Annotated in this window: 22 protein-coding genes; 8 read left to right on the top strand and 14 right to left on the bottom strand. The window is 62.5% G+C overall.

Translation table 11 applies throughout. The features are described 5' to 3' along the window. The first annotated feature begins 8 nt into the window (after window positions 1-8). From CAF80_RS10460 to CAF80_RS10450, 3 genes are read left to right on the top strand one after another with little or no spacing between them, the layout of a single operon-like run. Window positions 9-884: a metal ABC transporter substrate-binding protein gene (locus tag CAF80_RS10460; RefSeq protein ID WP_085667320.1), complete on the top strand. Its 876-nt coding sequence runs from the start codon at window positions 9-11 to the stop codon at window positions 882-884. Beyond that, the gene (locus tag CAF80_RS10455) at window positions 881-1,441 is read left to right on the top strand and encodes a carbonate dehydratase (protein ID WP_074689871.1); all 561 of its coding nucleotides are present in this window, start codon (window positions 881-883) and stop codon (window positions 1,439-1,441) included. The genes CAF80_RS10460 and CAF80_RS10455 overlap by 4 nt, the downstream gene beginning before the upstream one ends. Before the next feature lie 3 nt (window positions 1,442-1,444). Further along, window positions 1,445-2,782 (top strand): dihydroorotase, encoded by a 1,338-nt coding sequence (locus tag CAF80_RS10450; RefSeq protein WP_085667319.1) that lies wholly within the window; start codon window positions 1,445-1,447, stop codon window positions 2,780-2,782. A 46-nt stretch (window positions 2,783-2,828) separates the two neighbouring features. Here CAF80_RS10450 and CAF80_RS10445 read toward each other — a convergent pair whose 3' ends face one another. Further along, the gene (locus CAF80_RS10445; protein WP_007954220.1) at window positions 2,829-3,347 is read right to left on the bottom strand and encodes a DUF3617 domain-containing protein; all 519 of its coding nucleotides are present in this window, start codon (window positions 3,345-3,347) and stop codon (window positions 2,829-2,831) included. A 146-nt stretch (window positions 3,348-3,493) separates the two neighbouring features. On the opposite strand from CAF80_RS10445, the gene cls reads away from it, so the two are divergent. After that, window positions 3,494-4,933 (top strand): cardiolipin synthase, encoded by a 1,440-nt coding sequence (gene cls, locus CAF80_RS10440; RefSeq protein WP_039765034.1) that lies wholly within the window; start codon window positions 3,494-3,496, stop codon window positions 4,931-4,933. Window positions 4,934-4,935: 2 nt separating this feature from the next. Here the strand turns inward: cls and cfaB are convergent, their stop codons facing one another. From cfaB to hflK (CAF80_RS10415), 5 genes are all read right to left on the bottom strand, one after another. Then, window positions 4,936-6,123: a C17 cyclopropane fatty acid synthase CfaB gene (gene cfaB / locus CAF80_RS10435; protein ID WP_085667318.1), complete on the bottom strand. Its 1,188-nt coding sequence runs from the start codon at window positions 6,121-6,123 to the stop codon at window positions 4,936-4,938. Window positions 6,124-6,300: 177 nt separating this feature from the next. After that, complete coding sequence (locus CAF80_RS10430; RefSeq protein ID WP_074689865.1) at window positions 6,301-8,208, bottom strand: heavy metal translocating P-type ATPase; 1,908 nt, start codon at window positions 8,206-8,208, stop codon at window positions 6,301-6,303. Further along, a complete protein-coding gene (hflK, locus tag CAF80_RS10425) occupies window positions 8,205-9,263 on the bottom strand; it encodes a protease modulator HflK (RefSeq protein ID WP_074689863.1) in 1,059 nt (352 codons plus the stop codon). The genes CAF80_RS10430 and hflK (CAF80_RS10425) overlap by 4 nt, the downstream gene beginning before the upstream one ends. Then, window positions 9,260-10,306: a protease modulator HflC gene (hflC, locus tag CAF80_RS10420; protein ID WP_045121726.1), complete on the bottom strand. Its 1,047-nt coding sequence runs from the start codon at window positions 10,304-10,306 to the stop codon at window positions 9,260-9,262. Before hflC ends, hflK (CAF80_RS10425) begins: the two co-directional genes overlap by 4 nt. Continuing rightward, window positions 10,303-12,249: a protease modulator HflK gene (gene hflK / locus CAF80_RS10415; RefSeq protein ID WP_074689861.1), complete on the bottom strand. Its 1,947-nt coding sequence runs from the start codon at window positions 12,247-12,249 to the stop codon at window positions 10,303-10,305. Before hflK (CAF80_RS10415) ends, hflC begins: the two co-directional genes overlap by 4 nt. 210 nt (window positions 12,250-12,459) lie before the next feature. On the opposite strand from hflK (CAF80_RS10415), the gene lpdA reads away from it, so the two are divergent. Then, window positions 12,460-13,860 carry a dihydrolipoyl dehydrogenase gene (gene lpdA, locus CAF80_RS10410; protein WP_074689859.1) on the top strand — a complete coding sequence of 467 codons (1,401 nt, stop codon included), beginning with the start codon at window positions 12,460-12,462 and terminating at the stop codon, window positions 13,858-13,860. A 37-nt stretch (window positions 13,861-13,897) separates the two neighbouring features. Here the strand turns inward: lpdA and CAF80_RS10405 are convergent, their stop codons facing one another. After that, the gene (locus CAF80_RS10405; protein WP_007954205.1) at window positions 13,898-14,371 is read right to left on the bottom strand and encodes an Lrp/AsnC family transcriptional regulator; all 474 of its coding nucleotides are present in this window, start codon (window positions 14,369-14,371) and stop codon (window positions 13,898-13,900) included. A 144-nt stretch (window positions 14,372-14,515) separates the two neighbouring features. Here CAF80_RS10405 and CAF80_RS10400 point away from each other — a divergent pair, with 144 nt between their 5' ends. Then, window positions 14,516-15,145 carry a LysE family translocator gene (locus CAF80_RS10400; RefSeq protein ID WP_039765022.1) on the top strand — a complete coding sequence of 210 codons (630 nt, stop codon included), beginning with the start codon at window positions 14,516-14,518 and terminating at the stop codon, window positions 15,143-15,145. Here the strand turns inward: CAF80_RS10400 and CAF80_RS10395 are convergent. Genes CAF80_RS10395 through CAF80_RS10365 form a run of 7 tightly spaced genes read right to left on the bottom strand, consistent with a single transcriptional unit; the run spans window position 15,142 to window position 24,198 of the window. Further along, entirely contained in the window at window positions 15,142-17,280 is a 2,139-nt protein-coding gene (locus CAF80_RS10395) for a hypothetical protein (protein WP_085667317.1), read from the bottom strand. The genes CAF80_RS10400 and CAF80_RS10395 overlap by 4 nt on opposite strands. After that, window positions 17,267-18,460 carry a DUF3142 domain-containing protein gene (locus CAF80_RS10390; RefSeq protein ID WP_085667316.1) on the bottom strand — a complete coding sequence of 398 codons (1,194 nt, stop codon included), beginning with the start codon at window positions 18,458-18,460 and terminating at the stop codon, window positions 17,267-17,269. The genes CAF80_RS10395 and CAF80_RS10390 overlap by 14 nt, the downstream gene beginning before the upstream one ends. 48 nt (window positions 18,461-18,508) lie before the next feature. After that, window positions 18,509-19,327: a class I SAM-dependent methyltransferase gene (locus CAF80_RS10385; RefSeq protein WP_064379692.1), complete on the bottom strand. Its 819-nt coding sequence runs from the start codon at window positions 19,325-19,327 to the stop codon at window positions 18,509-18,511. Beyond that, complete coding sequence (locus CAF80_RS10380) at window positions 19,321-20,475, bottom strand: acyltransferase (RefSeq protein ID WP_085667315.1); 1,155 nt, start codon at window positions 20,473-20,475, stop codon at window positions 19,321-19,323. Before CAF80_RS10380 ends, CAF80_RS10385 begins: the two co-directional genes overlap by 7 nt. Beyond that, window positions 20,472-21,356, bottom strand: a complete 885-nt coding sequence (locus CAF80_RS10375) for a class I SAM-dependent methyltransferase (protein WP_085667314.1) — start codon at window positions 21,354-21,356, stop codon at window positions 20,472-20,474. Before CAF80_RS10375 ends, CAF80_RS10380 begins: the two co-directional genes overlap by 4 nt. Continuing rightward, window positions 21,353-22,657, bottom strand: a complete 1,305-nt coding sequence (locus CAF80_RS10370; RefSeq protein ID WP_039765013.1) for a glycosyltransferase — start codon at window positions 22,655-22,657, stop codon at window positions 21,353-21,355. The genes CAF80_RS10375 and CAF80_RS10370 overlap by 4 nt, the downstream gene beginning before the upstream one ends. Further along, window positions 22,651-24,198, bottom strand: a complete 1,548-nt coding sequence (locus CAF80_RS10365) for a glycosyltransferase (RefSeq protein WP_235375855.1) — start codon at window positions 24,196-24,198, stop codon at window positions 22,651-22,653. The genes CAF80_RS10370 and CAF80_RS10365 overlap by 7 nt, the downstream gene beginning before the upstream one ends. Before the next feature lie 426 nt (window positions 24,199-24,624). Between CAF80_RS10365 and CAF80_RS10360 the strand changes: the two genes are divergently transcribed. Together CAF80_RS10360 and gmd are read left to right on the top strand one after the other, a co-directional pair. Continuing rightward, entirely contained in the window at window positions 24,625-25,539 is a 915-nt protein-coding gene (locus CAF80_RS10360) for a GDP-mannose 4,6-dehydratase (RefSeq protein ID WP_085667313.1), read from the top strand. Then, window positions 25,536-26,507 carry a GDP-mannose 4,6-dehydratase gene (gene gmd / locus CAF80_RS10355; protein ID WP_039765008.1) on the top strand — a complete coding sequence of 324 codons (972 nt, stop codon included), beginning with the start codon at window positions 25,536-25,538 and terminating at the stop codon, window positions 26,505-26,507. Before CAF80_RS10360 ends, gmd begins: the two co-directional genes overlap by 4 nt.

The raw sequence follows: 26,507 nt of genomic DNA, 5'->3' as shown, positions 1-26,507 counted from the left end.
GTTTCCCGATGCGCGCTCTACTCGTGCTGTTCAGCCTGATGCTGTCGATGTCGTTATCGGCGGCGGAAAAACTGCCGGTGGTCACCAGTTTCAGCATCCTTGCCGACATGGTGCATCAGGTCGGCGGCGAGCATATCCAGATCACCAACATGGTCGGCCCTGACGCCGATGCCCACACTTACGAACCCACTCCGGACGACGCCAAAGCCCTGCTCAAGGCGAAACTGATCGTCAAGAACGGTCTGGGTTTCGAGCCGTGGCTGGATCGGCTGGTCGCCAGCACCGACACCAGAGCCCCGGTGATCAGCGCCAGTCGCGGCGTGATTCCGCGGTCGCTGGATGAGGACGGCGAAACCGTTCCCGATCCTCACGCCTGGCACAACCTGGCGAACGCCGAGCTCTACATCGCCAACATCACCAAGGCGCTGATCGCCGCTGACCCGGCAAACAAAGCCGACTACGAGCGCAACAGCCAGGCCTACCTGAAACAGATCTACGCCCTCCTCGCCCAAGCGAAAGCGAAGCTCGGTTCCTTGCCGCCGGGCAACCGCAAGATCGTCACCAGCCACGACGCCTTCGGTTATCTCGGTCAGGCGTACGGCATAGACTTCATGGCGCCACAAGGTCTGTCCACCGAACGCGAACCTTCCGCTGCCGAAGTCGCCGCGCTGATCACCCAGATTCGTCAGGCCAAGGTTAAAGCGGTGTTCATGGAAAACATCAAGGACGCGCGCCTGCTCAAACAGATCGCCGACGAAAGCGGCGCACACATCGGCGGCACGCTGTACTCCGACGCCCTCGCCGCCAGCGGTCCGGCCAGCACCTTCACAGGGCTGTTCGAATACAACCTCAACACTCTTTACCAAGCCCTGAGCCAACCATGATCCGTAAAAATCCTTCCGGTGATTTGCCGCAGATTGCCGAGTCTGCCTACGTCGATAAAACCGCGATCATCTGCGGCAAAGTCGTCATCGGTGAAAACGTATTCGTCGGCCCGTACGCGGTGATCCGCGCCGATGAAGTGGACGCCACGGGCGACATGGAGCCGATCACCATCGGCGCCAATTCGAACATCCAGGACGGCGTGGTGATCCACTCCAAATCCGGCGCGGCGGTGACTATCGGCGAATTCAGCTCCATCGCCCACCGCTCGATCGTGCATGGCCCGTGCACGGTCGGCGACCGGGTGTTCATCGGTTTCAACAGCGTGCTGTTCAATTGCGTGGTGGGCAACGGCTGTGTGGTGCGGCACAACTCGGTGGTCGACGGCCGAGATCTGCCGGACGCGTTCTACGTGCCCTCCACCACGCGCATCGGCCCGGGCACCGACCTCTCGCAATTCCCGCCGGTGAGCGTGAGCGCTTCGGAGTTTTCCGAAGATGTGGCGCGCACCAACGTCGACCTGGTGCGCGGCTACAAAGCCTTGCAGAACGAGTTCTGAATCATGAGCAGTGTGTTGATTCGCAATGCGCGGCTGGTGAACGAGGGGCGTGAGTTCGACGCCGATCTGTTGGTCAGCCACGGGCGCATCGTCAAGATCGCCGGCAGCATCGAAGGGGAAAACGCGACCCGTGAAATCGACGCCGACGGTCAATGGCTGCTGCCGGGAATGATTGATGACCAAGTGCATTTCCGTGAGCCGGGTGCGCCGGCCAAGGGCAGCATCCACACCGAGTCCCGTGCAGCCGTGGCCGGCGGCATCACCAGTTTCATGGACATGCCCAACACCCACCCTGCCACTCTGACTCTCGAAGCGCTGGCCGACAAAAAGCGCCGGGCGGCAATCAACTCGGTGGCCAACTACGGTTTTCACTTCGGCGTCAGTCACGACAATCTGGACACGGTCGCAGCACTCAACCCGAGCGAAGTGGCCGGGGTCAAAGTGTTCATGGGCGCGTCCACCGGCAACATGCTGGTGGACGACCCCAACACCCTCGAGCGTCTGTTCGCCAAAGTGCCGACGATTCTGCTGGCCCACTGTGAACACACGCCGAGCATCGATGCGAATGCCGCGAACCTGCGCGAACGCTTCGGCAACCAACTGCCGCCCGATGCCCACGCGCAGATCCGCAATGCCGACAGCTGCTTTCGTTCATCGTCTCTGGCGGTGGATCTGGCCAAACGTCATGGCACTCGCCTGCACGTCCTGCACCTGACAACGGCCCGCGAGCTGGCGTTGTTCGAAGACAAACCGCTGTCGCAAAAACGCGTCACCGCCGAAGTCTGCCTGCATCACTTGCTGTTCGATGACCGTGACTATCCGAAGCTTGGCAACCTGATCAAATGCAATCCAGCGATCAAGTCCCAAGCCGATCGTGATGCCTTGCGTCAGGCACTGCTGAGCAATCGACTGGACGTGATCGGCAGCGATCACGCACCGCACACCTGGGCGGAAAAGCAGCAAGCGTATGAACAGGCGCCGTCTGGACTGCCACTGGTGCAACACGCGCTGCCGGCGCTTCTGGAACTGGTGGCGGATGGCGTATTGCCGATCACCACGCTGGTGGCGAAGACCAGCCACCGGGTGGCCGATCTGTTTGCCATTCCGGATCGCGGTTATTTACGTGAAGGATATTGGGCGGATCTGGTGTTGGTTCAACCGGAGCCTGGGGGTGTCGCGGTGTCCCGCCAACCGGTTCTGTCGCAATGTGGCTGGACGCCGTTCGCTCAGCGCAGCTTTCGGCATCGGGTCAGCACGACGATGGTGTCGGGGCAGATCGCGTGGCATGACCATCGGATCCACGACAACTGCCAAGGATTGCCGCTGCGTTTCATGCGCTGAAAAAAAACCGCCTCCACTCGATGTGGAGGCGGTTTCGATAATGACGTTACGCTCTCGGTTTGACCGTGCCGCAATCCTGACCCAGCCAGACTGCCCGGGTTTCCAGACTGCCCTTCTGGTTGATCCCGATCGCATTGAAAGTGCCATTGGCGACGGTGGTGAACTCGCGGTCACTGAGGAACGTCGCGACGCCGGTGCCTTGGGCTTTCGGGCAACTGAAGCGGAATTTCCACTGGTTGCCGACACGCTCGGTGATCTGCTGTTTGCAGCCCGACTGCGGGTCCGCCAGCGGAATATCGTTGGTCGCCACCTGCTGCGGCGTCAGGCAGGCGCGGATACCCTTGCCACCGATATTGATCCCCTGCTTCTCCAGTTCCGCCCGCTGCTGCGGGGTGATCTGGCCCTGAATCTGGCCGAGGATCGATTGCACATCCATCACCTGATCATCGACCTTCACATTGCTCGACGTCATTTCCCACAACCCCGGCTGCAGCATTTGCGCCTGAGCAACCACCGGCAAGGCCAAACCCAGGCCCAGCGCCAAACCCAGCAGACGAACGTTCATTGAAAAACTCCTGATCAGTAGTGGCCGTTAGACGCCGGCCGCCTGTTTCGGTTCATGGCGGGCGCTGACGGCGTGAAAACAAATAGCGACAATCGCCATGGAACATGGTCTGTTAAGCATTGAATCTTCAGGAGCAAGGTTGCCCCATGGATTATTTCGGACCGCACATTTTCGGTTACCTGATCGCCCTGATACACACCCTCGGCTCGATCGCCGCGATCCATGCCGTATTGACCGTACGCACCGCCCAAGGCTCGATCGCCTGGGCGCTGTCGCTGATCTTCATTCCCTACCTCACCCTCATTCCTTATCTGGTGTTCGGCCGCAGCACCTTCGATGGCTACATCAAGGCCCGCCGCCAGGCCAACGAACAAATGCGCCTGGCGATTTCCGAGCTCAACTGGCGGCCGTGGGTGGAAGAGGCCCTGACCGCCCGCGCCTCGAATGCTTACGACTCGTTGCGGGCAATGCCGAAGCTGGGGCGCATGCCGTGCCTGGCCAACAATGAAGTGCAATTGCTGATCAACGGCGCGGCGACCTTCGAGGCGATTTTCCACGCAATCGACCAGGCGCGGGAAGCGGTGCTGATCCAGTTTTTCATCATTCACGATGATCGCCTCGGCCAGCGTTTACGTGACCTGTTGCTGAAGAAAGCCGCCGAAGGCGTGGTGATTCATCTGCTCTACGACCGCATCGGCAGCCACGCCCTGCCCCACAGCTACGTGCAGGCGCTGCGCGATGGCGGCGTCGAGGTCAAGGCGTTCGCCACCCGCAGCGGCTGGCTCAATCGGTTCCAGGTGAATTTTCGCAACCACCGCAAGATCGTGGTGGTCGACGGGCTGATCGGGTTTGTCGGCGGCCACAACGTCGGCGACGAGTACATGGGTGAAAAACCACCGCTGGCGCCGTGGCGCGACACTCACGTCCAGGTGCGCGGCCCAGTGGTGGCGTGCATGCAGGAGTCGTTTGCCGAAGACTGGTTCTGGGCCGCGCGGTCATTGCCGCCGCTGATCCTGCCGGACGCGTACCCGGAGGACGGCGTGCTTTGCCAATTGCTCGCCAGTGGCCCGGCGGATGCTTACGAAACCTGCTCGCTGTTCTTCGTCGAAGCCATCCACGCCGCCACCGAGCGCGTGTGGATCACCAGCCCCTACTTCATTCCCGACGAAGCCGTATTCGCAGCATTGCGCCTCGCGGTGCTGCGCGGAGTCGACGTGCGCCTGTTGCTGCCTTCGCGCCCCGACCACCGCATCGTCTACGCCGCCTCCAGCCTGTATGCGTTCGAAGCGGTGCGCGCCGGCGTGCGGGTATTCCGCTACGAACCGGGTTTCCTGCATCAGAAAGTGGTGTTGATCGACAGCGAAATCAGCGCCATCGGCAGTGCCAACCTGGACAACCGCTCGTTCCGGCTGAATTTCGAGGTAATGCTGCTGACCGTCGACAGCGAATTCGCCGCCAGCGTGGAACAGATGCTCAACGATGACTTCGCCCAGGCTTACGAAGTCGCCAAAGAAGAAAGCCGGGAGATCCACCGCCTGCAACAGGTCGGTATGCGGATCGCCCGGCTGATTTCACCGATCCTCTAGGTTCAAGGGTGGTAGATGTCGTCCCTCGTCCACGGCAGTTCATGGCTGCCATCGGCATGGGCCTTCACGGCGAGGATCTGGTGCAGGTTGATCCAGCCGCGAGCGAACGCATAAGCGCAGCCCGCCAGGTACAGACGCCAGATACGCAGCGCCTGGTCCGGCACCAGTTTCGCAGCGGCTTCGAGGTTGTCCTCAAGCCGTTCGCTCCAGTGGTCCAGCGTGCGCGCGTAGTGCAGGCGCAGACTCTCGACGTCGACGATTTCCAGACCCGCTTCGCTGATCTCGGCCGAGATCATCGCCAGGTGCGGCAGCTCGCCGTTGGGGAACACATATTTCTCGATGAAATCCCCGGCGCCGCGCCCCACAGGGCGGCCATCGGTGTGCTTGGCGGTGATGCCGTGGTTCATCACCAGACCGCCCTCTTTCACCGCGCCGAACAGGGTTTTGCAGTATTCGGCGAGGTTGGCGTGGCCGACGTGCTCGAACATGCCGACGCTGACCACTTTGTCGAAACGCCCGTCCCGGGGCAGATCGCGGTAGTCGAGCAGTTGCAGTTCGATCTGGTCTTCCAGACCTTCGGCTTTCACTCGCTCGCGGGCCAGGGCCAGTTGCTCTTTGCTCAGGGTGATACCGAAGACCTTGGCGCCGAACTCACGGGCGGCATACCGCGCCAGTCCGCCCCAGCCACAACCCACGTCCAGCAGATAGTCGCCGGGCTGCAGGCGCAGCTTGCGGCACAGGTGCCGGAACTTGGCTTGCTGGGCTTGCTCCAGGGATTCGCTGCCGGTTTCGAAATACGCGCAGGAATACGCCATGTCGCTGTCCAGCCACAGCTGGTAGAACGCGTTGGACAGGTCGTAATGATAGGAGATGGCCTTGGCGTCGGTTTCCTTGTCATGGAGCGTGCGCACCGGGTGACTGTCTTCGTCCTCATCGAGCAGCGCCGAGCTGAGCTCATCGCACACCCGGATGACCTCGCTGATCGAGCCCTCCAGTTCGAGTTTGCCCTCGACGAACGCCGCCCCCAGCGCGTCGAGACTTGGATGGGTCAACTGGGACACCATCAACGGGTCCTTGACCACGATGGTGACACTGGGCGTCGGGCCCAGATTGAATTCATGGCCGTCCCAGAGTCGCAGGCGTAGCGGAAGCTGCAGATTCTGTAAGGCCGGTGGAAGTTGCGCGAGCATGGAATATCCCCCTGGTTTCAGACGTCTGATCTGAGGGTAGACCATCCTTGAAAATTAGCAGGCTATCGATTTGATAGTCGCCGACTATCAGCCTCAGAGGCTGTCATCGCGCTGTCATCCCTGGTTCAGTGCGCCTTCTCAAATGACTGCGAGACCGGCGCACAGTTCGAAAATTGATCAGTCCGACGCTTTGAGCTTCAGCAGTGGTTCCTGAAAACGCAGCAAGCGTCCGGCATTGCCCAGCACCAACAGCGTACTCAGATTGTGCAGCAACGCGGCGATCATCGCCCCCGCCGCACCGAGCCAGCCGAAGGCCGCGAACACCACGATGGCCAGCGTCCAGCCCAGACCGATGATCACGTTCACCTGCAAGGTCCGTCGGCACTGGCGGCTCAGGCGCACACAGGTGCCGAGCCGCCGCAGGTCGCTGCCGATCAGTACGATATCGGCGGATGCCAGCGCAATATCCGCGCCGCCCGCGCCCATCGCCACACCCACAACACCCGCCTTGAGCGCCAACGAATCGTTGATCCCGTCGCCGACCACCATCGGCCGGAAGCCGTTGTCGATTTCCTTGAGCACTCGATTGAGCTTGTCTTCGGGCAACGCCTGGGCTTCGACTTCGTGCAGGCCGACATCCCTGGCGAGGGTTTGCGCGACGCTCTGACGGTCACCGGTCAACAGCAGTTGCCGCCCCAACCCGAGATCACGCAGTTCGCTCAACGCAAATCGCGCTTCCGGTTTGACGGTGTCGGCCAGCAACAGCCAGGCAAGGAATTCGCCGTTCAGTGCCAGCCCGGCAATCGGGCCATCGTGTTCGGGGATGGCGGTGGTCGGGATGCCCAACTGCGCAAACAGCTCCGGACGCCCGAGTGCGGCGTCGCCTTGCGCGGTTTTGGCCACTACGCCCAGCCCCTGCCGCTCATGAATATCGGTCAGCACCAGCGCCTCTTCTGCGCTGACCAGTCCGGCCAGCGCGCGGCTGACCGGATGGCTGCTAGCCGCACCCAGGCTTGCAGCCAGCGCCATCACCGACCCGTGATCTGCTCGCAGGCTGTTGATCGATTGCAAGCGCAGCGTGCCGTACGTCAGGGTGCCGGTCTTGTCGACGACCAGCGAAGTGAGATCGGCCAGCTCCTCAAGGAATGCCGAACTGCGAATCAGAATCCCGTGCCGCGCCGCCACCGCCACCCCGGCAATCGCCGTGGCAGGTGCCGACAACACCAGCGCGCATGGGCATGCTGCCACCAGCACCGCGAGCATCGCCTGCGCATCGTTGGTGATAAACCAGGTCACCGCCGCGAGCAGCAACACCAGCACCATGTAGCTGCCGGCATAACGTTCGAGCAACCGGGTGATCGGTGGCTTGGAGCGTTCGGCGTTCTGCATCAGCGCGATGACCTTGCCGAGGGTGGATTCATCCCCGGTGCGAGTCACTTCGATTCGCAGCAGCCCGTCGAGGTTGATCGCACCGCCGAATACCGCCATGCCGACGCCCGCCTCGACCGGCACCGACTCACCGGTGATCGACGCCGTATCGAGGCTGGCCTGGCCGGATAAAACCCGACCGTCCGCCGGCACTCGATCCCCGGCGCGCACTTCGACTTTGTCGCCGGCCTTGAGCGTGCCGTTGTCGACTTCGATGATCGAGCCGTCCGCCTGCACCTTGCGCGCGTGGCTGCGGGTCAATTGGCCGAGGGCATGAATCGCTTCCTCGGAACCGATCACACTGCGTTCTTCCAGCACGTGGCCGAAGATCATGATGATCGGCAACAGCGCCGCCGTGAGCAGATCGCCCGTGGCCCAGGCCCCGATCATCGCCAGGGCGATCAACTGGTCGGTGATGCCGTGCAGGCTCGGATAACGCAGGCTGAACCACGCCGAACGCATTACCGGCACCGCGACTAACAAAGAAGCAAATCCGAGCAGCAACTGACTGACGCCCGTCTGTTCCGGCATCAACCAGCGCCAGATCAACCCCAGACCAAGCAAGCCGAGGGCGAGCATTGCCAAGGTCAACTGGCGCGCGGCGCGGCGTTGTTCGGCCGAGGACAACAAGCTCGGTGCGGTGGTGGTGGCAGTCATTTGCTGGCTCCCTGAATGATCAGGCGTGAATCGTCTTTTGGATCGACCGTGGTGACCGAACCGGCCTGACCGAGAATCTTCGGCATCCGCTCGCGGTACAGACGCAACAGCATTTGCGGGTCAGTGCCCTGCTGTTGCGCCTTGGCCAGGCTCAATACCGTCGCCGTGTCGGCGGAAGCTCTGGCCAGGCGCTCACCGGCCTGGGCGTGGGCGACTTGCAGCGTGCGGTCAGCCTGTTCGTTGGCGGACTGGGTAAGTTTCTCGGCCTCGGTGCGGGCATTGGCGACCGCTTTGTCGGCTTGCTGGCTGGCGGTGAGGACGGCGTTGAACGCACTCACCGCCGGCTCCGGCAGACTCGATTGCACATCGACCCGTGCCACTTCGATGCCGATGCCCTGACCGCTCGCCTTCAACTCGGCGAGGCGGCGGTTGATGCCTTGCACCAGATCACCGCGCAGTCGTTCGCGACGTTCGCCGGCCTGATTGTCAGCGCCGATCAGCTCTGGTCGTGCGACCAGAATCGTGTCCAGGTCCCGCGCGGCCGTCAGCGCCACTGCGCTGCGGGTCACCACTCGATCCAGCGCCGGCAGCACGTGCTCGCCTTGCAGCACAAAGTCATAAGGATCGGTGACCTTGTAGAACACCCGCACATCCAGCTGCACAACACCGGCGTCACCGGTGAGCAGATAACCGGAACCGGCGAGCGCATCACTCAGCGGCGTGGCGAAGGTTGCCACGCGATCCGCCTGCAGGGCCTGATCGCTGCGCAGCAAGTTTTCCACTCTGCGCTCGATCACCCGATCCGCCGCCGGCAACAAAACCACCTGTTCGAACGGCTGCGGCCACGCCAACAACAACCCGGCATTCTGAATGCGATCCAGCGCTCCGAAATGCAAAACCACCGCGCGGTTTTGCGGGTCAATCTGCCGGACATTGGAAAACGCCCAGGCCAATGCCGCGAGCACTGTCACCGCATACAGAGCGAAAAACGCCAGACGTCCCGCTTGAATCCACGGACTGTTCAGCGAATGTGTTCCACGTGGAACTTCATTCATGGCTGCGATCCGCTCTTGCTGTCGAGATTGGGCGGACCGTCGACCAACACCCGGAACGGCGCGGCGTCGGTGCGCAGGATCAGTTTGGTGTCCGGCGAAACGATGGTGCCGAGGGTATCCAGCGAGCGCAGCAAGTTGTACAGCTGCGGCGAACCGGCGTAAGCACGTCCGTAAATCTGCGCCGCTTCCACCCGCGATTGGGCTTCGATATCGGCAGCTTTCACCGTGGCATCGGCTTGCACGATGCGCGCATCGCGTTCGGCGGCGGAGCGGATTTGCGCTGCCTCTCGCTTGCCGATGGCCGTGCGCTCGGTGGCGATGGTTTCGCGCTCGGCGCGCATCCGGTCAACCGTTGCAGTGAGGGTCACCGATGGCAATGTCAGCCGTTCGATGCCCACCTGCACCACCCGCACGCCGTAAGTGGCGAGCAGTTGCTGATCGATTTGCTGGCGCAACTGCGCTTCAAAATCGGCGATGCGAACCTGGCTGGCATCGGTATTGACCAGATTGGCCAGATCAAAACTGCTGGCCGTGGTTTCCAGTGCCGAGCCGACAAACGTGCGAATCTGCCGCGCCGCTTCGTCCGGCTGGTTCTGCACGGCGCGCATGAAGCGTTGCACGTTGTCGGGATCGCCCTGCACCTGCCAGGCCACGTACGCCTGAACGATGATGCGCAAACCGTCGCGGGTGCCGACGTCCTGCAAGCCGCTGGAGGTTGTGCGCAAACGCAGATCCACCGGAATCGCCGCTTCGAACGGTGCCGGCCAGCGCCAGCTCAGACCCGGCTCCAGCAACACGCGGGACGGATTGCCGAAACGGGTGATGACCGTGGCTTCACCGGAGCGCACTTGCACCAGGCTCGCCGCCGCGATGGCGAACGCCACCAGCAACGCTGCCCAGCCCATACGTTTCCACGGAAAAGGCCCTGCCTCTTCCGGCGCACCGTGGTGATGGTGATGATGCCCGTGATGGTGATGACCGCCGCCATGAGCATGATCGTGGCCGCTGTGGTCATGGTGATCGTGAGTGTGCGACTGGCTCAATGGGTGGCTCCTGGCTGAGCGGTGGTGCGCGCCGGATCTGCCGGCAGCGTGAACGTACGCAGGTCGATGGTCGGTGCGTTACTGCTGCCGCCCAGGCGATGGTCGAGTACCAACAGTTTGGCTTTGCTCAAACCCTGGCTGAGTTGGCTGAAGTATTGCTCCAGCACGAAGGCCTGGCCGGCGCTGGCGTAGGCCTTTTGTTCGGCGCTGAACTTCAGATCCGCCGCCCGGGCGGTGGCATTGATTTCATGGGCGTTGGCACTGGCCTGATCCCGAGCGAGGCTGGCCTGCAACTGCGCCTGGTTACTCGCTTCGGCAGCGGCGCCGCGCTCGCGAGAGATCAACGCCTGAGCGCCGATCTGCGCCGCTTGCACGCTGTGATAGGCATTGGCCGCACCGGCCGGCGGGTGTATCGCTTCGACCACTGTGGCGAGAATTTCCACGCCGCTGTCGAGTTTCTGCAGATCGCTTTGCACGGCGCGGCCGATTTCTTCGGCGAGTCCGGTCCTGTCCTCGCCAAGCAAACCATCGAGTGTGCGCGAGGCAAAGTCATGCACCAGAATCCGGCTGGCGGTGCTGCGGATCAGCGTCGGCACATCGGCGCTGTTGTAGGTGGCGGCCAGTGCGGCTTGATCGCTCAGGCCGATGCGATAGACGAAGCGCACGTCCATGTTGACGATTTGAAAGCTCTGCTGATCGCCCCGGCTGCTGGCGATAACCTGGGACTTGTCATTGACGTGACTGGCGTCCCACAAACGGTTGGCTGTCAGTGGCGCCGGACCTTCTGCCGGGTCCAACTGCACGGGTGCCGGGTTCTCGCCGACGCTGGTCGCCAATTCATGGACCACGCCGTTCTCGACATTCAGCACACGCCCCAACGGCCAGGGCAAACCCGCATGCAGCCCCGGCCCGAACACCTGCACCGGTTTACCGAAACGCTCGTAAATGCCACGGCTTTGCATCGGAATTTCGTGAAGGCCGGTGAGCAACCAGCCCACCGTTGCTACCAGTACCAACACCGGCAAGAACGCGCGGCGCATGTAACTGAAGGCCCAGATCTGACGCAGATCGATGCCGAAGCGGTTATGCAACTCATGCTGCAACGCAAGCAACGGTTGTGGCGGCCAGCGCAGCAGATCGGCGACGAAACTACGGGCCAGCAGCACCGGTTCGAGTTGTTCGCGGCGCGGGCTGAACAACGACAGCAGTGCACGCAGCAGCAATTCCAGGGCAACCAGCCCCGGCAGAATGCCGATCAACACTGCCAGACGCACCGGCCAGATCGCACTGTCACTGGCGAACAACAGGCACAACGCGCCCAGCACCAGACTGATGATTGCAACTCGCGTTAGTTGCGCCAGCGCTCCGGCCTCGGGCCATTGCGCCGGGTTTTCCTGCGCCAGTTGCCGCTCCAGCACCAGCAGACCGAACGCCAAGAGCAACGCGATAGCCGCGCCGACCGTGGCGGACAACCCCACACCCGCCGCCGGCAGCGTCAGATTCCACGTCTGCTCGAGGCTCAGCAGCACCAGCAACGACCAACCGCCGAGCCACACCGTGGCCGCGCCGATCTGTCCGAGCAGCTGCAGACTGCGCTGGCTCATGCGATCCAGCAGCCGCTCGTACCAGCCATCCGGCGCAGGTTCTTCAGCAACCGTCACCGGCACCACGGGATTGATCACCCGCGCCCGCCATTGCGTCACCCACCACGCCGATTGCAGACCGGCCACCAGCACCAGCAACGCCGCGCTCTGATTGACCAGCAACGCGGGCCACAGCGATTGCGGCGCAAACAGCCCGACAAAAAATGCCAGCACCCACCCTGCCCCGGCCAGCGCGCCCAGACCGATCGCCAGGCGACGCAAACGCCGGCCCTGCGTTGCCGCTTGCTGAAAGCGCGGCAACCCGGTCACCGGCGTGCCTTCATCCAGATCGACTTGCATATCCCCCCAAACTCTTTGGCTCACTGCACATATCGTTACGATATAACGAAAGTCGTGAAATATTTGTACTCATTTGCATCATTCAAAGATGGGCAACCTGTCGCTTGCCTGAAGCCTTGACCGAAATGTCTGGAAACGCACATATTACGTTCGTAATTTTAAGCACCAACTACTTTTACCGATCCGCATCCTTCAGCCAGGAGTAAAAGCATGAGCAACTATGACGTGGTGATTCTGGGCGGTGGCCCCGGCGGTTATAACGCAGCGATCCGCGCCGGCCAGCTGGGCCTCAAGGCCGCATGCGTCGAGGGCCGCGCCACGCTGGGAGGCACCTGCCTGAACGTCGGCTGCATGCCGTCCAAGGCGCTTTTGCATGCGTCAGAGCTGTACGAAGCGGCGCTGGGAGCGGAGTTCGCCAACCTCGGCATCGAGGTCAAACCCACGCTCAACCTTGCGCAAATGATGAAGCAGAAAGACGAAAGCGTGAGCGGCCTGACCAAAGGCATCGAATTCCTGTTCCGCAAGAACAAGGTCGACTGGATCAAAGGCTGGGGCCACATCGACGGCCCCGGAAAAGTCAGCGTGACCGGCGATCAGGGTAGCCGGATCGAGCTGACTGCCAAGGACATCGTCATCGCCACCGGCTCCGAGCCCACTCCCCTGCCCGGCGTGGAGATCGACAACAAGCGCATCCTCGACTCCACCGGCGCGCTGTCCTTGAGCGAAGTGCCCAAACATCTGGTGGTGATCGGCGCAGGCGTGATCGGCCTCGAACTCGGTTCGGTCTGGCGCCGGCTCGGTGCGCAGGTAACCGTGGTGGAATACCTCGACCGCATCTGCCCCGGTGTCGACGGCGAAGCCGGCAAGACTCTGCAACGCTCACTGAGTAAACAAGGCATCAGCTTCAAGCTGAGCTCCAAAGTGACCAGCGCCACCTCCTCGGCCACTGGCGTACAACTCAGCGTCGAGCCTGCCGCTGGCGGCAGCGCGGAAATCCTCGAGGCCGATTATGTGCTGGTGGCCATCGGTCGTCGTCCGTACATCCAGGGCCTGGGCCTGGAAAACGTCGGCCTGAGCACCGACAAACGCGGCATGCTCGCCAACAAACAGCATCGCACGGAAGCGCCTGGCGTGTGGGTGATCGGTGACGTGACGTCCGGGCCGATGCTCGCGCACAAGGCCGAAGACGAAGCCATGGCCTGCATCGAGCAGATCGTCGGCAAGGCCGGCGAGGTCAATTACGAGCTGATTCCCAACGTGATCTACACCCGCCCGGAGCTGGCCAGCGTCGGCAAGACCGAGGAGCAGCTGAAGGCTGAAGGCCGGGCGTACAAGGTCGGCAAATTCCCGTTCACCGCCAACAGCCGGGCGAAGATCAATCACGAGACCGAAGGCTTTGCCAAAGTCATCGCTGATGAGCGCACCGACGAAGTCCTCGGCGTACACCTGGTCGGCCCGAGCGTCAGCGAAATGATCGGCGAGTTCTGCGTGGCCATGGAATTCAGCGCCTCGGCCGAAGACATCGCGCTGACCTGTCACCCGCATCCAACCCGCTCCGAAGCGTTGCGTCAGGCGGCAATGAATGTCGAAGGGATGGCGACGCAGATGTAAGCACTGTGCGAATACTTCCCGCGCAATGCGGGAAGTATCAGGACGGCAGATGCCCCAGCGGCAATGCGCCGGGCGTTTTCACCGTGTGGATCGCAAAATTGCTGCGGATATCGCTCACCCCCGGCAGCTTCAACAGGCAACCGGTGAGAAAGCGGTCGTAGGCGCGCAGATCCGGCACCACCACTTGCAGCAGAAAGTCCGATTCCCCGGACACCAGAAACGCTGAAATCACCTCCGGCAATGCGGTCACCGCCCGGTGGAATGCCTCGGCCTGTTCGTCGTTGTGGCGCTCGACCTTGACCCCGACAAACACCGTCAGCCCCAACCCCACTTCATCACGGTCCAGATTGGCCTGATATCCGCGAATCACCCCGGCCTCTTCGAGCATCCGCACCCGGCGCAGGCACGGCGATGCCGACAGGCCGATTTCGTCGGCCAGTTGTACGTTGCTCAGGCGTCCGTCCCGTTGCAGTGCGGCAAGAATCTTGCGGTCGAAGGCATCCAGTTTCATGGTTGGCAGATCCTGATGGTTTTCGCGGTGAAAGAGCGCAGATTATGCCAATCCAGAGGCCTTTAGAAGCTGACTACGCAACCACCTGCCCTGCCCTTCGGCCCTAGACTGAGGCTACCGAATCGACAACGAAAGGGGTGCGATATGGCAAGTCTCTGGCTGTTTTTCCTGGCGCTGGCAGTGGTCTTTCTGTTGCCCGGCCCGGACATGATCCTGCTGTTGCAGACCGGTGCCCGTCAGGGACGCGGCGCAGCGCTGGCCACGGCGGTGGGTCTGGCCATCGCCCGAGGCTGTCATGTAGCGCTCGCGGCGCTGGGGCTGGCGGCGCTGTTCAAGGCGGCGCCGTGGACCTTCGATGCTGTGCGGATCGCCGGGGCGGCGTATTTGCTGTGGATCGGCATTCAATGCCTGCGCACCACGCTGTTGCCGGATCTGGACGCCGGCACCGTGACGGACAGTCATGCGCAGTGGTATGCAGCCATCCGCCGCGGCCTGCTGACCAACCTGCTCAACCCGAAAGCGTTACTGTTCTGCTCGGTGCTGCTGCCGCAGTTCATCGTGGCAAATGGCGCAGCGGTGCTGACCCAGTTCGCCGTGCTCGGTGCGATGCTGGTGGGCACAGGTCTGCTGTTCGACAGCGCCTACGCCCTGACCGGCGCCGCGCTGGGCCGCTGGCTGAAACACAGCCCGACGGCCCAGCGGGTGCAGCAGTGGCTGTTCGGCAGCCTGTTGATCGGCTTCGCCGTGCGCCTGACGTTCGTCCAGCAGGCTTAGGCTTTGCGGGCCTTACGCTGGCGGCGGGTGATCAGCAGCAACGCCACAGCAGTGAAGGCCACGATCGCTCCGATCTGCACCGGCCACTTGTACGGCCGCAGTGTCGAACGCACCGAATCGGTCACCTGAGTGACGTAGCGCTTGTCAGCGTTTTCAAAATCCGGATAAGGGCATTGATGGCCGAAATCCACGGCCCACGGCACGTACGGCCCTTCATCGACATAACGTTTGTACAACGCGCTCTGCTCTTCCAGGCTGCTGTTCCAGCCCGCCGCCGAGCACAACACAGCGGCGAACGCCTGGCTGGTGTGCGGCAGATTATCTGCCGCACGACTGGCCAGCGCCGTGGCGACAAAACGATAGTGATAACGCTCATCCGGTTGCGCTTCACTGGCCTTCTGACGTCGCACTTCGGCCTCGCTGACCAGCGGCCCGACTTTCAGCTCGGTGTTTTCCAGGCTGTAGTTGCCGCCGAAGGTCGCGTAATCCGGGGCCATTTCGTAGCCCAGGATGTCCATGCCCCACTCACGGGCTGTCCACGCAGCATTGAACAGTGCGCTGGCACGTTGGGTCGGCCACCACGCTGAGTCGGCCTTCAGGCGTTGCTCGCCATAGAGCCGGGCCTTGTTCTGCAGATCGGCATTGTCGAAATAACCGACCGCTTCTGCGTAGTGCCCCTCACGCAACAAGCGCCGCCCCAGCAGATTGCGCAGGCTGGCGGCCACCGGCAGCGGCACGTAATTGTCGCGATCCTGCTGGCTCAGCGCGGGTGGAGCCGGCACATGGGCATCGACGTAGTTCTTCAGCTCCCCGACCGTCAGCACTCGCTCGGCCACGGTCGCGGCGTCGAACCAGTAAATGTGCTGGCTGCGATACAACTGGTCGAAGGCCTGCAGGTACTCGCCACGTTGCAGCGCAAGAATTGCGCTTTCACCTTCGACCCGGCATTTCGGCTGCACGGTTTCGAGATTCCAGTCGGCGGTACGCCGCTCGCCCCAGGATTCGTCCTGCGGGAACGCTTGCGCAGCCTTCGCGTAGGCCGCAGCCGCTGCGTTCCGATCGCCATCGCGCACCGCCAGTTTTGCCCGCAGCCACCACGCCAGACCGCTGTCGCCCGCGTGTTCGAGGAACGCCTTGGCGCTGGCGTAATCGCCTTGCTGATAATTCATCGCCGCCAGGCGATCAGCGTTGTCGAGGCTGCCTCGGGTACTCGCTTGCAGCGCTTTGACCAGCTTCTTCTCGTTCGGCGGTTCATCGCCGAACGACCAGCCGATCCGGCTGATCAGCGAGGCGGTCACCAGTTGCTGCACCGCTTCGCGGCGCAGCAATTTCGCCAGCCGATCTTCGGGCTCCTCGGCCAGTTCGTTCATCAACTGCTTCAGCGAGGTGTAACCGACGTTCGAGCCGTGCAGGTTTTGCGCGGCATACAGCTTGATGGCGTTGTTCCAGTCACCCGCCATGCGCAACGCCCGCGCCTCTTCGCCAAGGCTGGCCACGCCCAGTTCCAGCGGATCGCTGAAACCGTCGATGCTCAGTTGCCGCGTCTGGCGGAACGCGTCGATAGCGTTTTCCCAGGCTTCGAGCGCATCGCCCGCTTCGCTGCTCATGGCAAAGTACGCCCGGCCCAGAGAATAGGCAGCCCAGGTGCTGCGCAACGCACGCTGATCGGCCGGCAGCGCCAGCAACTGACGGAAATACTCGACCGCCAGTTGATGGTCACCGGCGCCGAACGCCACCGCGCCCGCCACATACAGACGCAGTTCCGCCGGCAGGCTCGCACCCTGCGCGTCGACCTGACGCGCGTCGGTCAGGCTGCGCAGCTGTTTGACCAGCGCTTGCTGTTCAGGCGTCAGGCCGATCTGCTCGGCCTTGTCGCGCACCTCGGCGGGTTCTGGCGCCTCGGCGTAGATGTCATCCGGATTGTGGGTGGCGGCGGTGACGTTCTTCAGCCCGGCGATGGTTTTGCCGAGGCGACTGATCTCGAACCTGAAGTTGCCCTCCGGCAGCTCCGCCAGCGATTGCCCGCGATCGTCGAGCAGACGCATCGGGAAGTCCGGGCCACAGGCCAGCGCCGAGCCCAGCGGCAGGCTGAGGCTCAGGCAAAGCAGATGGCGGGGCCAGTTACGGGTCAACATGCGAACCTCCTTGATCAATATTTGCGCAGCGTGCCCAACCGATCGCGCGCTGCCCTCCCGCCGGCAATCGGCCGTCGCGCAGGCGGGTGAAGGTAAGCAGATCCGGGTCTTGTTGCAACGAATAACCGGCGAGCGCGTCAGCGCCTTCGCAGCCCCGGGCCTGGATGGTGATGCGGGCGGGCCAGGCGCTGTCGAGGTTACCGACGTTACGCAGGGCAATGTCTTGCAGGCCATTCTGTTCGGTAAACACCACGCCGAGCTGGCTGCTCAACGCATCGCCTCGGGCGACCGCGCGCAGCGTGCTCAGGCTCCAGGCTCTGCGGTCGTTGGCCAACGGCAGACGAAACCAGATCAGGCCGGCCAGATGCGCCGGGCGATCCTCGCGTAACTCATTTGCCAGCCGGCCCAGTTGTTGTGGATCGGCAAGCAATTCGCGGCGCTGGCCACCCCGTTCGAGCGGTACTTCGCTTTCCACCACCGGGGCGCCATCGACATCCGGCAACAGCGCCACACCATAGGCCGGCAGCGCCAGATAAAACGGTTTGTCGGTCATCCGCCCCCAGGCCTTGGCCCAGCGCTGCGCCTGCTCGGGATCGAACAGACCGCGACGCGGATCGCTGACGGCATGCACCTGCAACACACTGCTGTCGACGATCGCCAGCAGCGCGGGCAATTGCGGACTGTCGAGCCAGGCAGGTAACGCAGTGATGCTCAGGGGCAGGTTGGCCGGCAATGCGCCGCGCAAGTGTGTGAGGAATTCGGTATAGGCCGACAGTCGGGCACTGCCGGCATCATGGTCGATCTCGACCCCGGCCAAGGTAAGCCCCTGAACTTGCCAGTCAGCGAGCACTTGAAGGATTTGCGCCGTAACCGCTTGCGAATCGAGCGCCTTGAGCTGGCCGTCGAGGCGAATTACCGCGATCAACGGCCGGGCATCGCGTTTCAGCAGCTCAGAATCGATGCGTGCCCGGCTCCATCCGGCATTCGGGGAAGCCTGCAACGCCAAGACCCGCAACGTCGAAAAGTCGCTGCGACTGTCGTTCAGGGCAGGTTCATGGGCCGGCGTCCATTGCCGTTGCCAGACGTAAAGCTGCTGATCGAGCGGCACTGCGTCCTGTCGTTCACAAGCACACAGCAACAACACAGCCACCAGGGCTGACCACCCGATGATAAAGCGCATACCTTGCAGATCCCTGAGACATCAGACTGCAAGGTTACACAAAAGCGTTCAGGGCTTGCGGGCAATGATGACCTGACTTTTCGCCACCACCGCATCCAGCGCCTGCTTGATCTGCGCGCCGCGCGGCGAGTCGAGCACCGCTTGCCAGGTATCGGCCCAATGGTTGAGCAGCGGATGATCCGGGTTGCTGAATTCGACCTTCGCTTCCCAGAACAGCATCATCCACATCGACCAGTAGAAGCCGTACTGGCTATGGCTGATGATCTCGAGTCCCGCCTCGCTGACCATCGCCTTGAACTGCTCTTCACTGATGATGCGAATGTGGTTGGGCTTCTGGAAATACTCCGGCGCGGCGATGTCCTTTTGCAGGTCTTCGGAGCTGGGGTGCGGCACGCTCAGCAGATACAGCGCGCCCGACTGGCCGACGCGCACCAGTTCGGCAAGGAACTGCGCCGGGTCGTCGACGTGTTCGATGACTTCGGTGGACACCACGCGAGTGGCGGTGCCATCGGCGATCGGCAGCGGATTACAGTCGGTCACATGGCATTCGACGCCACGTGCCGGCGTATCGCTCAGGCGCTGGCGGGTCGCCTCGACCTTGGCGCCGTCGATGTCGGCAATGATGATCTTCGCCCCGCGCATGCCGCAGAAATGCACGTTGCCACCGTCGCCGCAGCCAACGTCCAGCAAGGTGTCGTCGGCGGTCACCGGGAAGCCTTTGAACAGCTCGCCGGTTTGCTGGTTGAACCAGCCGCTGAGCATCGCGTCGTGCAGGCCGAGCATGTAAGGGTCGACCTTGTCGGCGACCGGTGCGACAGCGTGTGCGGGGGCCGGAGCCGCCGTGAGTTTTTTCAAAAGGCTCAGCATGAGGTGGCTCCAGGGGACGAGACAACGGTTCGCGAGGTGCCGAGGCGTTTCACCAGCGTGGCGCCTCGATTGCGCATGGGCATTTCGATCAAGCGGTAATTGAGTTCGCTGAGCAGCACGATCAGGCCACCGGCAATCAGCAGCGTCATGATCGGATGCCCGGCCGGGCTCGGCAGGCCGGCACCCTGCAAACGGAAAATCAGTTCCCGCACCAGTTGATAGGCCGGGATGTGGATCAGGTAAATGCCGTAGGAGCGGCTGCCGACCCATGCCATCAGTCGTTGCAGGCCACCGGCCGGCAGCAGGTAATTGCGGTCGTATGAAGCGATCCACACCAGCACGGCGCTGAGCACGGCGATAGACCCGATGCGGTAACCGGCGAAGGTGAAACGGTCGGTGGCCATGAAGCTCAGCAGCGCTCCGAGGCCGATCAGCGCGAACACTCCGGCCCATGGCCGCCGCAGGAATACCGGCTCCCAACGGCGATAACCCGGCTGCACGCTCCACATGGCCAACAGCACACCCAGCGCCAGCGCATCGGTACGAATCACCATCAGCAGCGGCGTGCGCACCGTAAACAGCTGCACCGCCACCAGCGCCAGCAATGCCCACACCAGATGCTTGCGGCACAGCATGATCAACAGCGGGAACAACAGGTAGAACTGCTCCTCCAGCGCCAGGCTCCAGTAGACGAAACTGCTGCCGTATTCGTAATGAAAGAACGCATCGGCAAAGCGGAAGTTGGCGTACTGCAGCACCCCGGCCAACGTGGCCTGGACGTTGGCGGACCACGTCCCGAACGCGCCTGATCGATTGAGAAACACGCACGCCAGCAGCATCAACGCCAGCCACAGCCAGGCCGAGGGCAACAGACGAAACGCCCGACGCAGCCAGAAATTGCGCGTCTGCTCCCAGTATTCCTGGCGATTGCTGCAACCGCGCAGCGCCGGGATCAGGCTGCGGGCGATGACAAACCCGGAGATCGCAAAAAACAAGTCGACGCCCCACCACGGCTGCGCCCAGGCATGAACCCTTTCAAGCAGCGGCACCGGGTCGGTGAACAGGCTGCCCTGCAGGTGATGAAACAGCACGCCGAGTACCGCGACAGCGCGCAGGACTTCGATGTCCATGATCCGCTTGCCGCTCATGACACAGGTCCTGCATCGAGCGGTTTGCGGGCAATGATCACCTGGCTCTTGGGCATGAACCGGTCGAGCATCTGCTTGATCGCCAATCCATCGGGCTGCGCCAGCAAGTCCTGCCAGGTTCTGGCCCAGCTCTCCATCAACGGTGGATACGGCGCCTGGATCCGGTCGCGCACGGCACCGCCAAGGTCACGGCCGGCAGCCCGCTCGCTGGCCCAGAAAAAGATCATGCCCATGACCCAGAAAAATCCCGTGGCCTGACGATGCTCAATCACCAGACCAGCATCCTCAACCAATGCCGCGAAGCGTTCCGGGGTGAAGATCTGCACATGATTGGGCGACTGGTAATAACCCGCCGGGGCGATGCCCTGCTGCAAATGCTCGCCCACCGGTGCCGGCACGCTGAGCAGGTACAGCGCACCGGGACGGCCCATGCGTACCAGCTCGGCCATGAACGGCTCGGGATGATCGATGTGTTCCAGCACTTCCATGCACACGACCTTGCTCGCACAGCCGTCGCTCAGCGGCAATGGCAGGCTGTTGCTGACCAGACCGAGACTGGCCTTGCGGCTCTGCGCTTCGACTTGTCGGGCGAGGTCGCGCACCTTGTCGTGTTCGCTGTCGGTGAAGATCACCGAGGCGCCCTGGCGCACGGCGAACAATGTCGCGACACCCTCGCCACACCCCACGTCGAGCAGGGTGTCGTCCGCGTCAATGACAAAGCCCTTGAGCAACTCACCACTGTCGCCGTTAAACCAGCCGTCGAGCATGGCGTCATGCAGACCCACATCCCTGGGCGACACGCCCGCGGCAACCGGTTCAGGCACGGATACCGGCGCCGGGTGCGCAACCGGACGCAAACGCCTCAGCCATGCGCGGATCATGTCCCCGTGGCTTCCGTTGCAGCGGCACCACGGTGCTCGTGTACCTGAACGAGAAAATCACGCAACCGCTGCTCGGCCACCGCCTGACTGCAGAACGCCTGCAGGCTGGCAACGGCCTGCGCCGACATCTGTGCATAGCGCCGGGGATCGTTCTTCGCCACCTCATAGCTGTCGCGATAGGCCACACAGACCGACGCCCAGTTGGTCATATAGCGCAACGTGCGGAACGCCTTGCGCGGATCGTGAGGCCAGGCGGTGAGTTCATCGGTGGACTCCACCACGAATGCGTTATCGGTGCTCAGGTAATCGATCATCGCCGTGGTGCGCGGCGCCACAGCCGGCTTGCCGCAGGACATGAATTCCATCAGTGGCAGACACTGGCCCTCGCCGTAGGACGTGTTGACCACGTACCGGGTGGCCTGCACGAGACGCTCGTAGTCGGCATCCGCGAGGTAGCCGTAAATCAGCACGATGCGACAGCGGTAGGACTGGTTCTTGTACAGATGATGAAGAATGTCGCTGAGCGCCTCTTCGGCATCGTGGTGCGTGAGCTTGAGCACCAGTGTCGCGTCTTCGACATCGCGAAACGTCACACAGAAGGCGCTGAGCATGTCTTCCCAGTTCTTGCGTCCGTCACCGGGATTGAATACCGAGGTATAGACGACCCCCTCCAGTAGCAACTCTTGCTCGCGCACCGGTGCCTGGAAATCGATACCCTGGCCACGGCGCAGGTGTTTCGGGCCAAACGCATTGAGATCAAGCTGACGACTGTCGGCCACCAGCCCCTTGATCGTCAGGCGTACCGGCCCTGTCGAGGGCTGGCCCTGAAGCTGCGCGCCACGGGCCGCGAAGCGATCCCACACCGGCGCCGGCACCGCGACAATCGGGTAATCGGCGCCCATGGCCTCGCGCACGGCGTTGACCGTGTAGGTGGAATGGGTGATCGCCGCGCCGCAGGCCCGGAGCACCGTGCGCCAGTCATTGCGCGGCTCGTTGTCGAAGGGTTCGTTGGGGATGGTGCTGAATTCCCAGGCGAACACCGGCAACGTCGGACATGCCAGGTGGATCGGCGTGCGGTGCGGCGGCGAGAACGACAGGAACACGCAGGGCTCGCCACGGGACAGGCATTCCAGATACAACGCATCGACTTCGCGCGCCGGATCGACGACTTCCACCACACGCCCAAGGCGTTCGAGCACCGGGCGATACTCCTTGAGCACGAAGTAATAGCTGTACTCCGAACGCCCCAGGTTCTGCGCGATGGTGTGCTGGTTGGTTTCCGAATGAATGATGATCAGCATGAGGCGTTGTCCGTCACGGGGGCGGCATCGGCAGCCAGCGGCACGAGGCCGAAAAAGTCCGCCATGCGCCGTTGTACCGGGGCAAACGCGCAGTAATCGTGCATGCGTTCGACAGCGGCGGCAGACATGCGCGCGTATTCCTGCGGCTGCGCCTTGGCCATCCGGTAGCTGTTCTCATAGGCGCTTTTGAGCGAAGCCCAGTCCGGCCGATAGCGCAGGGTGCGGTAGATGATGCGGGTGTCCTGAGGCCAGATCGTCAGCTCTTCGCTGGACTGCACGACGAAGGCCACCGTGTCGTCGATGTAATCTTCCATGGCCGTGTGGTCCGGGGCGATCACCGGTTTGCCGCTGGACATGAACTCCATCAATGGCAGGCACAGGCCTTCGCAGCGTGAGGCGTTCACGTAGAAACTCGCAGCCTGGTAGAGCCGCGCGTATTGCGCGTCGTCCAGATAACCATGCATCACCAGCACCCGGCAGGCGAACGGTGTCAGTTGTGCGAGCAGGGTCATCAGTTCGCTGTAGTAGGACGCCAGATCGTTCTGGGTAATCTTCAGCACCAGTGTCGCGTCAGGCGTTTCGCGAAAGGCCCAGCAGAAGGCGGTAACCAGATGATGCCAGTTCTTGCGGCCGTCCCTGGGGTTGAACACCGTCACGTAGATCACGCCTTCCACCGTGGTCTCGACCACCGAGGACGTGTCCGGCAGATCCAGCGGCGGTGGCTCGGCCACGGCCACCGCATGCGGAGCGGCAATGGCCGGCAGGCGTTTCTCGAGCCAGGCGTGTGTGCGATCCGACAGCAGATCCTGCACACCTTCCCAGTACCAGTGATGCAGGAACTTCACCCGTTCTTCACCCGCCCCCAGCCTCCACAGACGCAGATAATGGCGGGCAATGACCAGGCGGCGTTTGAACGTCAGCGGTGGCGGGCGCAGTGCCTCGATTTCAGCCAGTTGTTCGGCAGTCAGCGGCTTGGGCAACAGATCGTCGGCAGATAACGCCAGCGTGCGACTGTCGAAAATGCAGCCCTTGATGGCCAGGGTCGCGCCGGGATTGATCGGCTCACTGACATGTTGCTCACGAATGGCGGCGAAGTTTTCCCACAAGGGCGTCGGCAGCACGAGTACCGGAAAGTCCTCGCCCATGGCGCGGCGGATCGCCCGGGCAGTGTGGCTCGACAGCGTGATGACCCGTCCCTGTCGTGCGAGCATCTGCGTCCAGTCGTGGCGCGGATCATCGTCCCATGATTCATCGGGGATCGAATCGAACTCCCATGCGATGACGCAAATCGTCGGGCATTCAAGGTCGGTCGGGGTATTTTGTGGCGGCGTGAAGGACAGGAAAACGCTGCTTTCACCGGCGGCGAGCAGTTGTCGGTAGAGTGGATCAACCTCGGCGCTGGTGGACACCACATGCACTCGCCCCAGGCTTTCCAGCACCGGGCGATAGGCCTTCAGCACAAAGTAATAACTGTATTCGGGACGCCCAAGACTCTGGCTGATGGAGCGGTCGTTGACGTCCGAGTAGAGAATGAAATTCATGGCATCCCACGGTGCAACCGCCATCCCGGCAGCTTCACGCTATGACGGCCGGGCGTCGGATCGAACCGGCATCAGCGCTGTTCGTCCTGCGTCATCGTGCACGTCTCTGTTCTTGTTTTAATGGTCGGTTTTACCCTGTCGCACGATCCTTGCGAGCAGCCGCCGGGGATCGCGACGAGGGGCATTCTAAACACATCCGTCGCGCATTCGGGAACCGCCCGGCGAGAAAAACCCGACTACTCTGACGAGAACTGACCGGTCACGGTTTGGCCGGTTGAAATTGCTGCGCAATTGGCACAGATTGGCAGCCAAACAACTACAACAATGACTTCACCTGCCGTTCTGCCCGGTTTTTTCAGGGGTCTGACAGACATTCCCTTAAAGCCTGTGGGAAGAGGTGAAAGTTAAAGACCAAGGGGTCGCTGTTTGAAAAAAAGTCTGTTCATCACGGGCCTCAGTGGGTTCGTAGGACAACACATCCAGTCACGTCTGCAAGGGGAAGGCGCGACGTGGCAGCTGCTGCCTGCCGCCTCGGCCTACGACCTGACAAAACCGGACAGCCTCATCGATCTGTGGCCACAGCTGCCCGACGCGGTCATTCACCTGGCTGGCCAGACCTTCGTCCCCGAAGCCTTCCGCGACCCGGCACGCACCTTCGACATCAACCTGCTCGGCACCTTGAACCTGTTGCAGGCCCTCAAGGCCCGTGGCTTCAAGGGCACGCTCCTGTATGTCAGCTCGGGCGATGTCTACGGCCAGGTCGAAGAACCCGCGCTGCCGATCACCGAACAACAACCACCCTGCCCGCGCAATCCCTATGCGGTCAGCAAGCTGTCGGCCGAATTCCTCAGCCTGCAATGGGGCCTCAGCGAAGGCTGGCCGGTGCTGGTGGCGCGGCCGTTCAACCACATCGGTACCGGGCAGAAGGAAAGCTTCGTCATCGCCAGCGCCGCGCGGCAGATCAACCGCATCAAGCAAGGACTGCAAGCGCCGCGCCTGGAAGTCGGCGACATCGATGTCACCCGCGATTTCCTCGACGTCGGCGATGTGGTCTCGGCCTATTTCGCGCTGCTGGAAAAAGGCACGCCAGGACAGGTCTACAACATTTGCTCAGGCCGTGAGCAAAGCATCCGCAGCCTCATCGAACAGATGGGCGACCTGGCCGAGGTCGAGCTGCAACTGGTTCAGGATCCGGCACGCATGCGCCGCGCGGATCAGCGTCGCGTCTGCGGCAGCCACCAACGGCTGGCCCGGACCACAGGATGGACGCCGCAAATCACTACACAACAATCCCTGCGGGCGATCCTGTCCGACTGGGAGACGCGAGTACGACAAGAATGACAAAAAGTGCATTGATCACCGGAATCACCGGCCAGGACGGCGCGTATCTGGCCAAGCTGCTGCTCGACAAGGGTTACAAGGTTCACGGCCTTGTCGCACGGCGCAGCAGCGATTCACGCTGGCGCCTGCGGGAGATGGGCGTCGAAGCGGACATCGTCTACCTGGATGGCGACATGGCCGATGCCTGCTCGGTGCAGCGCGCGGTGATCAAGTCGGCACCGGACGAGGTGTATAACCTGGCAGCCCAGAGCTTCGTCGCTGCCTCCTGGGACCAACCGGTGACCACCGGGATCGTCGATGGCCTGGGCGTGACCCACCTGCTCGAAGCGATCCGTCAGTTCAGCCCGCACACGCGTTTCTATCAAGCGTCCACCAGCGAAATGTTCGGTCTGATCCAGGCCGAGCAACAGGACGAGAACACCCCGTTCTACCCGCGCAGTCCTTACGGCGTGGCCAAACTCTATGGCCACTGGATCACCGTCAACTACCGCGAAAGCTTCAACCTGCACGCCAGCAGCGGCATTTTGTTCAATCATGAATCGCCCCTGCGCGGCATCGAATTCGTGACCCGCAAGGTCACCGACGCCGCCGCCCGGATCAAACAGGGCAAACAGCAGGAGCTGGCCTTGGGCAACATCGACGCCAAGCGCGACTGGGGCTTTGCCGGTGATTACGTCGAGGCCATGTGGCTGATGCTGCAACAGGACAAGCCCGACGATTTCGTGGTCGCTACCGGCGTCACCACCACCGTGCGCGAGATGTGCCGCATCGCCTTCGATCACGTCGGCCTGAACTACCGGGATTACGTGAAGATCGACCCGGCGTTTTTCCGCCCGGCGGAAGTCGAAGTGCTGCTCGGCAACCCGGCCAAGGCCCAGCGCGTGCTCGGCTGGAAACCCAGGACCGACCTCGACACCCTGATCCGCATGATGATGGATGCGGACATGAAACGCGTCGCCAAGGAGTAG

Source organism: Pseudomonas sp. B34(2017) (assembly GCF_002112915.1).
Lineage (GTDB): Bacteria > Pseudomonadota > Gammaproteobacteria > Pseudomonadales > Pseudomonadaceae > Aquipseudomonas > Aquipseudomonas pharyngis.
Note: the sequence above shows the minus strand (reverse complement) of the source record. Positions and strands in the feature narration are given on the sequence as shown.

What these genes read in the sequence shown, in the direction of transcription:
- CAF80_RS10460 (WP_085667320.1), top strand. Translation starts at nt 9, where the DNA reads ATGCGCGCTCTACTCGTGCTGTTCAGCCTGATGCTGTCGATGTCGTTA.
- CAF80_RS10455 (WP_074689871.1), top strand. Translation starts at nt 881, where the DNA reads ATGATCCGTAAAAATCCTTCCGGTGATTTGCCGCAGATTGCCGAGTCT.
- CAF80_RS10450 (WP_085667319.1), top strand. Translation starts at nt 1,445, where the DNA reads ATGAGCAGTGTGTTGATTCGCAATGCGCGGCTGGTGAACGAGGGGCGT.
- CAF80_RS10445 (WP_007954220.1), bottom strand. Translation starts at nt 3,347, where the DNA reads ATGAACGTTCGTCTGCTGGGTTTGGCGCTGGGCCTGGGTTTGGCCTTG.
- cls (WP_039765034.1), top strand. Translation starts at nt 3,494, where the DNA reads ATGGATTATTTCGGACCGCACATTTTCGGTTACCTGATCGCCCTGATA.
- cfaB (WP_085667318.1), bottom strand. Translation starts at nt 6,123, where the DNA reads ATGCTCGCGCAACTTCCACCGGCCTTACAGAATCTGCAGCTTCCGCTA.
- CAF80_RS10430 (WP_074689865.1), bottom strand. Translation starts at nt 8,208, where the DNA reads ATGACTGCCACCACCACCGCACCGAGCTTGTTGTCCTCGGCCGAACAA.
- hflK (WP_074689863.1), bottom strand. Translation starts at nt 9,263, where the DNA reads ATGAATGAAGTTCCACGTGGAACACATTCGCTGAACAGTCCGTGGATT.
- hflK (WP_074689861.1), bottom strand. Translation starts at nt 12,249, where the DNA reads ATGCAAGTCGATCTGGATGAAGGCACGCCGGTGACCGGGTTGCCGCGC.
- lpdA (WP_074689859.1), top strand. Translation starts at nt 12,460, where the DNA reads ATGAGCAACTATGACGTGGTGATTCTGGGCGGTGGCCCCGGCGGTTAT.
- CAF80_RS10405 (WP_007954205.1), bottom strand. Translation starts at nt 14,371, where the DNA reads ATGAAACTGGATGCCTTCGACCGCAAGATTCTTGCCGCACTGCAACGG.
- CAF80_RS10400 (WP_039765022.1), top strand. Translation starts at nt 14,516, where the DNA reads ATGGCAAGTCTCTGGCTGTTTTTCCTGGCGCTGGCAGTGGTCTTTCTG.
- CAF80_RS10395 (WP_085667317.1), bottom strand. Translation starts at nt 17,280, where the DNA reads ATGTTGACCCGTAACTGGCCCCGCCATCTGCTTTGCCTGAGCCTCAGC.
- CAF80_RS10390 (WP_085667316.1), bottom strand. Translation starts at nt 18,460, where the DNA reads ATGCGCTTTATCATCGGGTGGTCAGCCCTGGTGGCTGTGTTGTTGCTG.
- CAF80_RS10385 (WP_064379692.1), bottom strand. Translation starts at nt 19,327, where the DNA reads ATGCTGAGCCTTTTGAAAAAACTCACGGCGGCTCCGGCCCCCGCACAC.
- CAF80_RS10380 (WP_085667315.1), bottom strand. Translation starts at nt 20,475, where the DNA reads ATGAGCGGCAAGCGGATCATGGACATCGAAGTCCTGCGCGCTGTCGCG.
- CAF80_RS10375 (WP_085667314.1), bottom strand. Translation starts at nt 21,356, where the DNA reads ATGATCCGCGCATGGCTGAGGCGTTTGCGTCCGGTTGCGCACCCGGCG.
- CAF80_RS10370 (WP_039765013.1), bottom strand. Translation starts at nt 22,657, where the DNA reads ATGCTGATCATCATTCATTCGGAAACCAACCAGCACACCATCGCGCAG.
- CAF80_RS10365 (WP_235375855.1), bottom strand. Translation starts at nt 24,198, where the DNA reads ATGAATTTCATTCTCTACTCGGACGTCAACGACCGCTCCATCAGCCAG.
- gmd (WP_039765008.1), top strand. Translation starts at nt 25,536, where the DNA reads ATGACAAAAAGTGCATTGATCACCGGAATCACCGGCCAGGACGGCGCG.